Consider the following 13,522-nt stretch of genomic DNA (forward strand, 5'->3'; position numbering starts at 1 on the left):
TCAAGACAGCCGCTCTCGACAACCAACGCCAGCAACCGCTGACAGCCGCTGACTACAGCAGGCCCAGACCGGCGGTCAGGCCGGCGCAGACGGCGACACCCGCCAGGACCAGGGTCGCGACCAGCAGGCCGCGCCTGCGGGTGGCGCTGAAGACGAAGAAGGTGGCAAAAGCGATGGTCATCGCCAGCGTCGAGATGATCCAGGCGATATCGGCCGTCGACATGAAGACTCCTAGTGGAATGCGTGCGTGGATGCGTGTCAGGCGTGGGCGCGCAGTATAGCGCGTGGCGCGCCCCGATGATGCGCCGCCGTGGCCGGGCGCCCGCGACCGGTGGTCGCGGGCCAGTGGCTGGCGCGGCTCGTCGCTTCTCAGCGCAGTTTGGTGGTGCGCAGCTCGGCTACCGCCGGTGGCGGTGCGAAGGAGTCCGCGCGAGCCAGATGCCAGTACTGCTTGAACACCGTGTGCTCGCTTTCGCCGTCGAGCAGCTGGCCCGGGGTGAGGAAGCTGAACAGGCGGTCGTAGGACTGGATCTCGTCGCTGGAGACCCGGCGGATGATGTGCTCCGGCCCCAGCTCGCTGGGGTGTTCCAGGCCCGCCGCGGCGAGCATCTCGGCCAGCGCGGCGAGGGTGTTGCGGTGGAAGTGATAGACCCGCTCGCGCTTGTCGGCCACGTCCAGGTGATGGCCACGCCGCGGATCCTGGGTCGCCACGCCGCTGGGGCACTTGTCCGAGTGGCAGTTGAGCGCCTGGATGCAGCCCAGCGAGAACATGAAGCCGCGCGCCGAGTTGCACCAGTCCGCGCCGAGTGCCAGGGTGCGGGCGATATTGAAGGCCGAGGTGATCTTGCCGGCGGCGCCGATGCGGATCTCCTCGCGCAGGCCGACCCCGACCAGGGTGTTGTGGACCAGCATCAGCGCTTCGGTCATGGGGACGCCGAGGCGGTTGATGAACTCCAGCGGTGCGGCGCCGGTGCCTCCCTCGCCACCATCGACGACGATGAAGTCGGGGCGCTGGCCGCTTTCGAGCATCGCCTTGACGATCGCGAACCACTCCCAGGGGTGGCCGATGGCAAGCTTGAAGCCCACCGGCTTGCCGCCGGAGAGCTCACGCAGCTGGCCGATGAACGTCATCAGCTCCAGCGGGGTCGAGAAGGCGCTATGGGCCGCCGGCGAGACCACGTCCTGGCCCATCGGCACCTCGCGCGCCTCGGCGATCTCCGCGGTCACCTTGGCCGCCGGCAGGATGCCGCCGTGGCCGGGTTTGGCACCCTGGGAGAGCTTGATCTCGATCATCTTGACCTGCGGCTCGCGAGCGTTGGCGGCAAAGCGTTCGGGATTGAAGCTGCCATCCGCGTGGCGACAGCCGAAGTAGCCCGAGCCGATCTCCCACACCAGGTCGCCGCCGTGGATCCGGTGGTAGCGCGAGATCGAGCCTTCCCCGGTGTCGTGGTAGAAGCCCCCCTTGCGCGCGCCGGCGTTGAGTGCCTCGATGGCGTTGGCCGAGAGCGAGCCGAAGCTCATCGCCGAGATGTTGAACACGCTGGCGGCGTAGGGCTGGCGGCACAGGCTGCCGCCGATGCTGACGCGAAAGTCGTGGTCGCTGATGTGGGTGGGGCGCAGCGAGTGGTTGACCCACTCGTGCCCCGGGCTATACATGTCGAGCAGCGAGCCGAACGGCTTCTTGTCGCTGGCGTTCTTGGCGCGCTGGTAGATCACCGCCCGCTGTTCGCGGGAGAAAGGGCGCTCGTCGAGGTCGGACTGGATGAAGTACTGACGGATCTCCGGGCCGATCGACTCCAGGATGTAGCGAAAGTGCGCCAGAATGGGGTAGTTGCGGCTGATCGTGCGCCGGCGTTGACGCACGTCGTAGACGCCCAGCAGCGCCAGCGCGCCGAAGATCGCCACGCCCCACAGCCACTGCGGCGAGAACGCCAGACCGAGCAGCGATACGCCGAGCAGCGCCAGCGTGGCGACGAAGGCTGCGTTGCGTAGGGGGATGCGGGAGAGACCCTTGGCGTAGATCATGCGAACATCGGCTCCTGGCTCATGGCGGGCGCGACGGCGTCCGCAAAAGGGGCAAGGATAGCGAAAGCGCGCCCCAGCGGCTAACCACACCACTACTGCGCTAGAAGGAATCCCGTCTCTTGCGTCACTCGCTCTTCGTCCTGCGTCTGCGTTTCTGGCTCTTGCTGCTGCATGCCTACATCGGTTGGCGGCTGCTGCCGGATCTCGATCTCGCGCTGCCGGTAGCGGCGCTGGCGTGGGGCTATCTGGCGCTGAGTGCGCTGACGCTGCCGTGGGTGCTGCGGGTGAGCTGGCTCAACGGGCGCTGGTTCGCCTGGCCGATCTCGCTGATGACCGGCGCCTTCTCGTTTCTGCTGGTGCTTACCCTGGCGCGGGACCTGCTGCTGCTGATACTCGTGCTGACGCCACTGCCACCGGGGGCGTGGCTTGTCGCGAGCGCCTGGGGCGTGCTCGCGGCGACCCTGGGGTTGAGCCTGTATGCGCTGTGGCAGGCGCGCCGGGTGCCGCGGGTGGTCGAGGTGAAGGTACCACTGGCGGGGCTGCCGCCGGCGCTGATCGGTCTGCGTATCGTCCAGCTGAGCGATCTGCACGTCGGCCCGACCATCAAGCGTCGCCAGCTGGCGCGCTACGTGGCCCGGGCCAACGCGCTGGCACCGGATCTGGTGGCGATCACCGGCGATCTGACCGATGGTCGGGTCGAGGAGCTGGCGCCGGAGCTGGCGCCACTGCGCCAGCTCGCGGCGCGGCACGGGGTCTTCTGCGTCACCGGCAATCACGAGTACTACAGCGAGGCAGAGGCCTGGACCCGGGCCTTCGAGGAGCTGGGGCTGGAGGTGCTGATCAACGCCGCCACCCTGATCACCCACGAGGGCGCGCAGCTGGCGGTGGCCGGGATCACCGATCTCACCGCCGGGCACTATGTGGCGACGCATCGCAGCGACCCCGAGCGCGCGGCCGCCGGCCTGCCCGAAGCGGTGCCGCGGGTGCTGCTGGCGCACCAGCCCAATTCGGCCCCGGCGGCGGCCCGCGCTGGCTTCGATCTGCAGCTCTCCGGGCACACCCATGGCGGCCAGCTGTGGCCCTGGAGCCTGGCGGCACGGCGCGCTAACCGCTTTTTGGCCGGACTCGGCCGCGAGGGGCGGATGTGGGTCTATACCAGCCGCGGCACCGGCTACTGGGGGCCGCCAATGCGCTTCGGCGCGCCCGCCGAGATCACCCTGATTCGGCTGCAGCGCGCCGACTGAGATGGAATGCCCGCACTCCCCGCCAGTGGGGAGTGCGGCGCCAATCCGATCTCAGCGACCTCAGGCCGCCTTGGCCTTGCGATTCAGGATATCCAGCAGGGCGTCGACCCGGGCCAGGCGTGCCTCCGCCTGTTCCATTTCGGCACTGAAGCGCAGGGTGTCGGCGCCGTCCAGCCGATACTCCTTCGGGTGGCGCTGGATCAGCTCGACCAAGGTCATCGGGTCGACCTGCGGATCGGCGCCGAATATCACCCGGCCGCGCTCTGGCCCGGCCTCGAGCCGGGCGATACCCAGGCGCTCGGCGCGCTGACGCAGCCGCGTCTGGCGGAACAGCGTCTTCAGCGGCCCCGGCAGCAGGCCGAAGCGGTCGATCATCTCCACCTGCAGCTCCTTGAGTTCGCCTTCGTCGGCGGCGCTGGAGATGCGCTTGTACATGATCAGGCGCTGCTGGATATCGGGCAGGTAGTCGTCGGGGATCAGGGCCGGCAGATTGAGGCTGATCTCGGTGCCTTCGTCGAGCGGGGCCTCGATATTGGGCGTCTTGCCGGCGCGGATCGCCTTCACGGCGCGGTCGAGCATCTGCATGTAGAGGCTGTAGCCGACCGTCTCCATCTGGCCGCTCTGCTCGTCGCCGAGCAGCTCGCCGGCACCGCGAATCTCCATGTCGTGACTGGCCAGGGTGAAACCGGCCCCCAGATCGTCGCTCTGAGTGATCGCTTCCAGACGCTTGATCGCATCCTTGGTCATCGCCTTGGGCGGAGGGGTCAGCAGATAGGCGTAGGCCTGATGGTGGCTGCGCCCGACCCGCCCGCGCAACTGATGCAGCTGGGCCAGGCCGAACTTGTCGGCGCGCTCGATGATGATGGTATTGGCGCTGGGAACGTCGATGCCGGTCTCGATGATGGTCGAGCACACCAGCACATTGAAGCGCTTGTGGTAGAAATCCGACATGACCCGCTCCAGCGCCCGCTCGGGGAGCTGGCCGTGGGCCACGCCGACCCGCGCTTCGGGCACCAGTTCGCGAATCTTGTCGGCGCTGGCCTCGATGGTGCGCACTTCGTTGTGCAGCAGGTAGACTTGGCCCCCGCGCAGTATCTCGCGCAGCAGCGCCTCCTTGACCACCGCCTCGTTGCGGTTCTGGACGAAGGTCTTGACCGAGAGCCGGCGGGCCGGCGGGGTGGCGATGATCGACAGATCGCGGATGCCGTTCATCGCCATGTTGAGGGTGCGCGGGATCGGCGTGGCGGTGAGGGTGAGGATATCGACCTCGGCGCGCAGCTGCTTGAGACGCTCCTTCTGCGCCACGCCGAAGCGGTGCTCCTCGTCGATGATCATCAGCCCCAGATTGGGCAGCTTGATCGACTTCGACAGCAGCTTGTGGGTGCCGATGACGATATCGGCGCGCCCCTCGGCGATACGCGCCAGGGTGTCGCTCTCGCCCTTGCCGCCGGTGAAACGCGAGAGCATTTCGATCTGCACTGCGGTATCGGCGAAGCGGTCGCGGAAATTGTCATAGTGCTGCTGGGCGAGCAGGGTAGTGGGCACCAGGACCACCACCTGGCGACCGGAGCTGACCGCCAGGAAGGCGGCGCGCATGGCGACCTCGGTCTTGCCGAAGCCGACATCGCCGCACACCACCCGATCCATCGGCCTGGGGGCGGTCATGTCATGGATCACCGCTTCGATCGCGGCCTGCTGATCCGGGGTCTCCTCGAACGGGAAGCTGGCGGCGAAGCGCGCGTATTCGTCCCCCGGCATATCGCTGGCAAAGCCTTCGCGGGCCTCGCGCCGGGCGTAGATGTCGAGTAGCTCGGCGGCGGTATCGCGCACCTTCTCCGCGGCCTTGCGCTTGGCCTTGTCCCAGCTGTCGGAGCCGAGCTTGTGCAGCGGCGCCAGTTCGTCGCTGGCACCGGCGTAGCGCGAAATGAGCTGGAGGTTGTCCACCGGCACGTAGAGCTTGGCACCGCCGGCGTACTCGAGCGCCAGGAACTCCGCCGCGACGCCGCCGGCGTGGATCGTCTCGAGCCCCTGGTAGCGGCCCACGCCGTGGTGCTGGTGAACCACCGGCGAACCGGGGCGCAGCTCCGACAGATGGCGCACCGCCAGCTCGTTGTCGTCGGTGGCCTTGGCGCGCCGCCGCGATTGGCGCACCACCTCGCCGTAGAGTTCGGTCTCGGTGATCACCGCGAGCTCGGGGTCGCCCAGCCACAGGCCCTCGTCGAGCCCGCCCTCGCCGATGGCGTAGGGCATGCTGCCCTCGCGGAAGGCGTGCCAGTCGTCGACGTGGGGCAGGCTCAGGTGGAGCGGTGCGAGCGCTTCCTCCAACGCCTCGCGGCGCCCGCGGGATTCGGCCACGAACAGCACGCGCAGCCCCTGATGGCTGGCCAGGAACTGCTCCAGGGTGGCCAGCGGCCGCTGGGCGCGGGCGTTGATCGATACCGCCGGCGGTGCCTGGGTGGCGCTGGCGGCGGCGCTACGGGTGTCCTCGGCGGCGACGAACTCGAGCCGCGGATGGCGCTTGATCGCGGCGAACACCTCGGCCACCGGTACGAAGGCCCGCGCCGGCGGCAGCAGCGGCCGCGTGGGATCGACGCCGAGATTCTCATAGCGGCTCTCGATGGCGCGCCAGTGACTCTCGGCGGCGGCGTACGTCTCGGGCAGCAGTGCGACCCGGGTGCCGGCGTCGAGATGCTCGAACAGCGTCGCGGTCTCCTCGAAAAACAGCGGTAGATACTGCTCGAGGCCGGGCGAGGGGATGCCCTTGAGCGCATCGACATAGAGCGGGCACTGGCGCGGGTCGACGTCGAACAGCGTCTCGAAGCCCTCGCGAAAGCAGGCGATCGCGGAGCGCGACAGCGAGTACTCGTGGGCCGGCAGCAGCTCGACCCGCTCGATCTTGTCCTGGGAGCGCTGGGTATCGGGGTCGAAACGGCGCAGGCTGTCGATCTCGTCGTCGAACAGGTCGATACGCAGCGGCGTCTCGGTGCCCATCGGGAAGAGATCGATCAGCGCGCCGCGCATGGCGTACTCGCCCGGCTCGTAGACCGTCTCCACCGCGCGGTAGCCGGCGCGCGATAGACGCTCGCGAAAGCCTTCGCGGTCGAGCCGCTCACCGGTGGTCAGCGTCAGCACGCGGCCGGCCACGTAGTCCCGCGGCGGCAGGCGCTGCATCAGGGTGTTGATCGGTACCAGCACGATGCCGCGGGTGCCCTCCTGAAGCTCGCGCAGGGTGCGCAGGCGGGCGGAGACGATGTCCTGGTGCGGCGAGAAGCTGTCGTAGGGCAGGGTCTCCCAATCCGGGAAGGGCATCACCGGTACCTGCGCGTAGAAGCGCAGCGCGCTCTCCAGGCGCTGCGCCGCCGCCGTGTCGGGGGTGATGACCAAAAGCGGTGCGTCGTCGGCCAGACGCGCCAGGGTCAGCGCCAGCGCGCTGCCGTGGGGGCGCTGGCAGTAGATCGTTTCACGCACGCCCTGAGGTTGTGGCGGCGAGAGAGGGCTGAATTGCGACATGGACCTTTCGCTAGCGGAATGGAAGAAGACACTGGCACGGCCGGGCTGGGCGACGGCCGCCGCGCGATGGTCCTTCATGATAGCAGGGGGCAGGCGCGAGCGGGACGCGACCGCCGTCGCCGCGCTCGCCTGTAGTCAAACTACAACCCTTGCGACTACGCAGTGATTGCGGCTCGTCTCGTAGGTTACCGATAATGCTCGGGTTTTTGGACGAGTCGGGGTGGCGTAAAGGGCCTTCCCGGCGATCGACGACGATGACACAGAAGAGAGACCCGGCCGTGAGTCAGCAACAGCTCGAGCACGTTTTTCAACAGTGGCAGGACAACGAAGCGCAGGCGGAAGAGATGATCCCGCTGCTGGGCAAGCTCTACCGCCAGTACAACGTGATCCCGTCGCTGTTCGGGCGTTCGCTGATCAACCGCTCGGTGACTCGCATCCTCAAGAACCATCGCTACGTGCGCAAGGTCGAGGGGACCGAGCTGACGGTGGCGGACACGCTGCCCATGGTGCGCGCCATGACCGAGCTCGACCTGGGGCCGGCGCATATCGACATCGGGCGCCTGGCGGTGGCGTTCAAGCACGCCGGCGAGTCTGACGTGCGTGCCTTCCTCCAGCGTGAGCTGGCCGACATCATCGGCGGCCACGACGCCAGCGGCATGGGCGGCGAGCCTCAGGACGTGGTGCTCTACGGCTTCGGCCGTATCGGTCGCATTCTGGCGCGGATCATGATCGAGAAGGCCGGTGGCGGCAACCTGCTGCGGCTGCGGGCGATCGTGGTGCGCGGCAGCAGTGACGACCTCGAGAAGCGCGCCAGTCTGCTGCGCCGTGACTCGGTCCACGGGCCCTTCTCGGGCTCGATCGATATCGACCGTGAGCGTCAGGCGCTGATCGCCAACGGCCATGTGATCCAGATCATCTATGCAGACTCCCCGGCCGAGATCGACTACACCGCCTACGGCATCGACCGTGCCATCGTCGTCGACAACACCGGCAAGTGGCGTGACCGTGAAGGGCTCTCCCAGCACCTGGCCGCCAAGGGCGTGGCCAAGGTGCTGCTGACCGCACCGGGCAAGGGCGATCTCAAGAACGTGGTCCATGGCATCAACCACACCACGATCGGCGACGACGACCGCATCGTCTCGGCCGCCTCGTGCACCACCAACGCCATCGTGCCGGTGCTCAAGGCGATGGACGACGAGTTCGGCATCGTTCATGGCCACGTCGAGACGGTGCACTCCTACACCAACGACCAGAACCTGATCGACAACTACCACAAGGGCGACCGCCGCGGGCGCAGCGCGCCGCTCAACATGGTGCTGACCGAGACCGGCGCGGCCAAGGCGGTGGCCAAGGCGCTGCCCGAGCTCTCCGGCAAGCTCACCGGCAACGCCATCCGCGTGCCCACCCCCAACGTCTCGATGGCGATCCTCAACCTGACCCTGGCTCGTGGCACCGAGCGCGAGGCGCTCAACGCCTACCTGCGCCAGACCGCGCTGCACTCGCCGATGCACAAGCAGATCGACTACGTCGACTCCCCCGAGGTGGTGTCGTCGGACTTCGTCGGCAACCGCCATGCCGGGGTGATCGATGCCAAGGCGACCATCGCCAACGACAAGCACGCGGTGCTCTACGTCTGGTATGACAACGAGTTCGGCTATAGCTGCCAGGTGGTGCGCATCCTCCAGCACATGTCCAACGTGCGCCATCGCTACCTGCCGGCCACTCCCTGAGACGGGTGCCGCCAGCGCGGTTCCATTTAGACTTTGGTCTTATACAAGTCCCGACGCCGTCGGGACTTTTTCGTTGTGGCGGGCGGAGTGAAGGGACGGCATGAGTGGTCTTTCGAGGCCTGTCTCATTATACTGGTGCGCGTTTTTTGGCGTGGTCCGTGCCGCGCACGGGTCATGGAAGTCACCCTTTCTGATAAGAAAAGCATTCGAAGTCCGTGACGCTGTCTCCTGACTCCACGGCGCTACCGCGGTCGAGCGGGGGTGCCTCGGCGTCCGTCGAAACTCTTTCCTTACGTCAATCAGATTCGATAACTGGGCGAGACTATGATCGAAGTCAAACGAGGCCTGGATCTCCCCATCGCGGGGGCCCCGGAGCAGCGTATCGACGCCGGACGAGCCGTGCGTCACGTGGCGCTGCTCGGGACCGACTACGTCGGCATGAAGCCGACCATGGAGGTTCGCGAGGGCGACCGCGTCAAGCGGGGCCAGCTGCTGTTCACCGACAAGAAGGTGGCGGGTGTGCGTTTCACCGCCCCGGGCGCGGGCGAGGTGGTCGCCATCCATCGCGGTGAAAAGCGGCGTCTGCTGTCGGTGGTGATCAAGCTCGACGAAGACGAGCAGAGCGTGAGCTTCACCGCCCACGGCGCCGACGCGCTGGCGAGCCTGACGCGCGAGCAGGTGGTCGAGCAGATGGTCGAGTCGGGGCTGTGGACGGCGCTGCGCACGCGCCCGTTCTCGCGCACCCCGGAGCTCGACGCGGTACCCGCCGATCTCTTCGTCACCGCGATCGACACCCATCCGCTGGCGGCGGACCCCAAGGTGGTGATCGATGCCGACGCCGAGGCGTTCCGCCACGGCCTGCAGGCGCTGCGTCACCTGACCCCGGGCAAGGTATTCGTGTGCCGCCGCGGTTCGACGCAGCTCCCGGGTGACGAGCTGGAGGGTATCCAGGCCGAGGGCTTCGAGGGCCTGCATCCCGCCGGTCTGGTGGGAACCCACATTCATCATCTGTCGCCGGTCGGGCTGCAGCGTCAGGTCTGGCATCTCGGCTACCAGGACGTGATCGCGGTGGGCAAGCTGTTCGTCGACGGCGTGCTCGATACCAGCCGTGTGGTGGCGATCGGTGGTCCGCGGGCCAACAATCCGCGTCTGGTGCGCACGCGTCTCGGCGCCAGTAGCCGCGAACTGCTCGATGGCGAAATCGCCAAGCCCGAAGACACCCGGGTGATCTCGGGATCGGTCTTCGGTGGCAGCCAGTGCGAGGGCAGCCGCGAGTTCCTGGGGCGTTTCCACAACCAGTTCTCGCTGCTCGAAGAGGGCAACAAGCGCGCCTTCATGGGCTGGCTCTCGCCGGGGCGCAATCGCCACTCGGTGATGGGTATCTATGTCTCCCAGTTCCTGGGCCTGCCCGACTACGCGCCGAACACGTCGACCAATGGCTCCGAGCGCGCCATGGTGCCGATCGGTGCCTACGAGAAAGTCATGCCGCTGGACATCCTGCCCACGCAGCTGCTGCGCTCGCTGATCGTCGGTGACATCGAGACGTCCATGCAGCTCGGCTGCCTCGAGCTGGATGAAGAGGATCTCTCGCTGTGCACCTATGTGTGCCCGGGCAAGTACGAGTATGGACCGATCCTGCGTGACAACCTGACCATGATCGAGAAAGAGGCCTGACGATGGGGATTCGTAACACGCTCGACAAGCTGGAGCCTCATTTCGAGAAGGGCGGGAAGTACGAGAAGTTCTACGCCCTGTACGAGGCGGTAGACACGATCTTCTACTCGCCCCCCAGCGTCACCAAGAGCATGACGCACGTGCGCGATGGCATCGACCTGAAGCGCATCATGATCACGGTGTGGATGTGCACCTTCCCGGCGATGTTCTTCGGCATGTACAACGCCGGCTATCAGGCCAATATGGCCATCGCCGACGGCTTCCAGGCCATGGGCGGCTGGCGTGAAGCCATCACCATGGCCCTGGCCGGCAGCCACGATCCGGGTAGCATCTGGGCCAACTTCGTGCTCGGCGCAACCTTCTTCCTGCCCGTCTACTTCGTCACCTTCGTGGTCGGCGGCTTCTGGGAGGTGCTGTTCGCGGTCAAGCGCGGGCATGAAGTCAACGAAGGCTTCTTCGTCACCTCGGTGCTGTTCGCGCTGACCCTGCCGGCGACCATTCCGCTGTGGCAGGTGGCGCTGGGCATCAGCTTCGGCGTGGTGATCGGCAAGGAGATCTTCGGCGGCACCGGCAAGAACTTCCTCAACCCGGCGCTGACCGGGCGTGCCTTCCTCTATTTCGCTTACCCGGCGCAGATCTCCGGCGACAGCGTGTGGGTACCGGCCGACGGTTACACCGGCGCGACCGCGCTCTCCAACGCCGCGCTCAACGGCATGGATGGCCTGCACCAGCAGTACAGCTGGCTGGACGCTTTCTTCGGTTTCATCATGGGTTCCATGGGCGAGACCTCGACCCTGGCGATCCTGCTCGGCGCGGCGGTGCTGCTGCTGACCCGTATCGCTTCCTGGCGCATCATGCTGGGCGTGCTGCTGGGCATGGCCGCGACCGCGTCGCTGTTCAACGTCATCGGCTCTGACAGCAATCCGATGTTCGCGATGCCGTGGTACTGGCATCTGGTGCTGGGTGGCTTCGCCTTCGGTATGGTGTTCATGGCCACTGACCCGGTGTCGGCTTCCATGACCAACCCGGGCAAGCTGATCTTCGGCGCGCTGATCGGCGTGATGACGGTGCTCATCCGTGTCGTCAACCCGGCGTTCCCCGAGGGCATCATGCTGGCGATCCTGTTCGCCAACCTGTTCGCGCCGCTCATTGATCACATCTTCGTGCAGGCCAACGTCAAGCGGCGCCAGAAGCGCCTGGCGGCCGTGCTGCCCGCCGAGAAGGAGGCTGTCTGATGGCGAGCAACAACTCGATCAAGAAGACACTCATCGTGGCATTTTCGCTCTGCGTGGTGTGCTCTGTGGTGGTCTCGTCCGCCGCGGTGGTGCTCAAGCCCAAGCAGGTGCAGAATCAGGAGCTGGACCGCAAGTCCAACATCCTGCAGGTGACCGAGCTCTACAAGCCGGGTGACAACGTCGACGAGAAGTACGCCGAGCTGATCACCCCGCGGGTGGTCGATCTGAAGACCGGCCAGTACGCCGACAATCTCGACCCCGAGACCTATGACCAGTTCGAAGCGGCCAAGGACCCGGCGACCTCGCGCACGCTCTCCGGCGAGCAGGATCTGGCCGGTATCGGGCGTCAGGAGAACTACGCCACGGTCTATCTGGTCGGCAATCCCGACGATCCCGAGCAGATCGTGCTGCCTATTCGCGGCCAGGGGCTGTGGGGCCTGATGGAAGGCTTCCTGTCGGTGCGCGGCGACGGCAACACCATCGTCGGGCTATCCTACTATGATCAGTCCGAGACCCCTGGACTCGGCGGCGAGGTGGACAACCCGCGCTGGAAGGCCAAGTGGGACGGCAAGAAGATCTACGCCGACGGCGATTATCAGGACCCCCAGATCCATCTCGTGAAAGGCGGCGCCAGCGGCGAGTATCAGGTCGATGCGCTGTCGGGCGCCTCGCTGACCAGCCGCGGTGTCACCAACATGTTGCGGTTCTGGCTGAGTGACGAAGGCTTCGCACCTTATCTCGCTCGGTTCCACCACGATTCCCAAGGAGGCGCGTGACCATGGCCAAAGACTCCGTAAGAGACGTCGTTCTCTCGCCGGTGTTCAAGAACAACCCCATCGCGCTTCAGGTGCTGGGGATCTGTTCGGCACTGGCGGTGACCAACTCGATGAGCGTATCGCTGGTCATGGGGCTGGCGGTGATCGCGGTGACCGCGTTCTCGAACCTGTTCGTCTCGCTGATCCGCAGCCATATCCCGTCGTCGATCCGTATCATCGTGCAGATGACGATCATCGCCTCGCTGGTGATCGTGGTCGACCAGGTGCTGCGCGCCTACGCCTATGACATGTCCAAGCAGCTGTCGGTGTTCGTCGGCCTAATCATCACCAACTGTATCGTCATGGGCCGTGCCGAGGCCTATGCCATGCAAAATGGCCCGGTGATGAGCTTCCTGGATGGGGTCGGCAACGGCCTCGGCTACGCCGTGATCCTGCTGATCGTCGGCTTCGTGCGTGAGCTGCTGGGGTCGGGCAGCGTGTTCGGCCTGACCGTGCTGCCGACGGTGCAGAACGGCGGCTGGTACGTTCCCAACGGCCTGATGCTGCTGCCGCCGTCGGCGTTCTTCGTCATCGGCCTGTTCATCTGGGTGCTGCGCTGGTTCAACCCGGAGCAGGTCGAGAAGACCGAATACCGCATCGTTGCCAACAGCAAGGCCAAGATCAAGGAGACCGCCAATGTTTGAGCACTACGTTAGCCTGTTCGTGAAGGCGGTCTTCGTCGAGAACATGGCGCTGGCCTTCTTCCTCGGCATGTGTACCTTCCTTGCCGTGTCGAAGAAGATCTCTTCGGCCATCGGTCTGGGCATCGCCGTGGTGGTGGTCCTCACCATCACAGTGCCGATGAACAACCTGATCCTCAACTATCTGCTCAAGGCGGGCGCGCTGAGCTGGACCGGCATTCCCGGCGCCGACAAGATCGACCTCAGCTTCCTGGGGCTTCTGAGCTACATCGGTGTGATCGCAGCGATCGTGCAGATCCTCGAGATGTTCCTCGACAAGTTCGTGCCGGCGCTCTACAACGCGCTGGGGGTCTTCCTGCCGCTGATCACGGTCAACTGCGCCATCATGGGGGCGTCGCTGTTCATGGTGCAGCGTGACTACACCTTCGGCGAGTCGGTGATCTACGGCGCTGGCGCCGGCGCCGGCTGGGCGCTGGCGATCATGGCGCTGGCGGGTATCCGTGAGAAGCTCAAGTACAGTGACGTGCCGGCAAGCCTGCAGGGCCTCGGCATCACCTTCATCACGGCCGGTCTGATGTCGCTGGGCTTCATGTCCTTCTCCGGCATCCAGCTCTGACGCCCAACGCAATCTAGGCAAATAGGAAACCG

General features: G+C 66.2%; 10 protein-coding genes. 7 read left to right on the top strand and 3 right to left on the bottom strand.

Annotated elements, in window-relative coordinates; translation table 11 throughout:
• Nucleotides 1-52: 52 nt before the first annotated feature.
• The gene (locus QO259_RS07330) at nucleotides 53-223 is read right to left on the bottom strand and encodes a hypothetical protein (protein ID WP_164673605.1); all 171 of its coding nucleotides are present in this window, start codon (nucleotides 221-223) and stop codon (nucleotides 53-55) included.
• Between the two features lie 146 nt (nucleotides 224-369).
• The gene (locus QO259_RS07335) at nucleotides 370-2,025 is read right to left on the bottom strand and encodes an FMN-binding glutamate synthase family protein (RefSeq protein WP_207030801.1); all 1,656 of its coding nucleotides are present in this window, start codon (nucleotides 2,023-2,025) and stop codon (nucleotides 370-372) included.
• Between the two features lie 119 nt (nucleotides 2,026-2,144).
• On the opposite strand from QO259_RS07335, the gene QO259_RS07340 reads away from it, so the two are divergent.
• Complete coding sequence (locus tag QO259_RS07340) at nucleotides 2,145-3,269, top strand: metallophosphoesterase (protein WP_285952334.1); 1,125 nt, start codon at nucleotides 2,145-2,147, stop codon at nucleotides 3,267-3,269.
• Between the two features lie 60 nt (nucleotides 3,270-3,329).
• On the opposite strand, the gene mfd is transcribed toward QO259_RS07340, so the two are convergent.
• Nucleotides 3,330-6,779, bottom strand: coding sequence for a transcription-repair coupling factor (gene mfd, locus QO259_RS07345; protein ID WP_285952335.1), 3,450 nt, complete (start codon nucleotides 6,777-6,779; stop codon nucleotides 3,330-3,332).
• A 278-nt stretch (nucleotides 6,780-7,057) separates the two neighbouring features.
• On the opposite strand from mfd, the gene QO259_RS07350 reads away from it, so the two are divergent.
• The 6 genes from QO259_RS07350 to nqrE all read left to right on the top strand — a co-directional run bounded on the left by QO259_RS07350 (nucleotide 7,058) and on the right by nqrE (nucleotide 13,490).
• Nucleotides 7,058-8,509, top strand: coding sequence for a glyceraldehyde-3-phosphate dehydrogenase (locus QO259_RS07350; RefSeq protein ID WP_285952336.1), 1,452 nt, complete (start codon nucleotides 7,058-7,060; stop codon nucleotides 8,507-8,509).
• Nucleotides 8,510-8,833: 324 nt separating this feature from the next.
• Nucleotides 8,834-10,183 carry a Na(+)-translocating NADH-quinone reductase subunit A gene (locus tag QO259_RS07355; RefSeq protein ID WP_285952337.1) on the top strand — a complete coding sequence of 450 codons (1,350 nt, stop codon included), beginning with the start codon at nucleotides 8,834-8,836 and terminating at the stop codon, nucleotides 10,181-10,183.
• Between the two features lie 2 nt (nucleotides 10,184-10,185).
• Nucleotides 10,186-11,418 (top strand): NADH:ubiquinone reductase (Na(+)-transporting) subunit B, encoded by a 1,233-nt coding sequence (locus QO259_RS07360; protein WP_207030792.1) that lies wholly within the window; start codon nucleotides 10,186-10,188, stop codon nucleotides 11,416-11,418.
• Entirely contained in the window at nucleotides 11,415-12,194 is a 780-nt protein-coding gene (locus QO259_RS07365) for a Na(+)-translocating NADH-quinone reductase subunit C (protein WP_164673609.1), read from the top strand. The genes QO259_RS07360 and QO259_RS07365 overlap by 4 nt, the downstream gene beginning before the upstream one ends.
• A gap of 2 nt (nucleotides 12,195-12,196) precedes the next feature.
• Nucleotides 12,197-12,877: an NADH:ubiquinone reductase (Na(+)-transporting) subunit D gene (locus QO259_RS07370; protein ID WP_035474531.1), complete on the top strand. Its 681-nt coding sequence runs from the start codon at nucleotides 12,197-12,199 to the stop codon at nucleotides 12,875-12,877.
• Nucleotides 12,870-13,490 carry an NADH:ubiquinone reductase (Na(+)-transporting) subunit E gene (gene nqrE, locus QO259_RS07375; protein WP_035474533.1) on the top strand — a complete coding sequence of 207 codons (621 nt, stop codon included), beginning with the start codon at nucleotides 12,870-12,872 and terminating at the stop codon, nucleotides 13,488-13,490. The genes QO259_RS07370 and nqrE overlap by 8 nt, the downstream gene beginning before the upstream one ends.
• The last annotated feature ends 32 nt before the right edge of the window (nucleotides 13,491-13,522 follow it).

The organism is Salinicola sp. JS01 (assembly GCF_030284585.1).
Taxonomy (GTDB): Bacteria; Pseudomonadota; Gammaproteobacteria; order Pseudomonadales; family Halomonadaceae; genus Salinicola.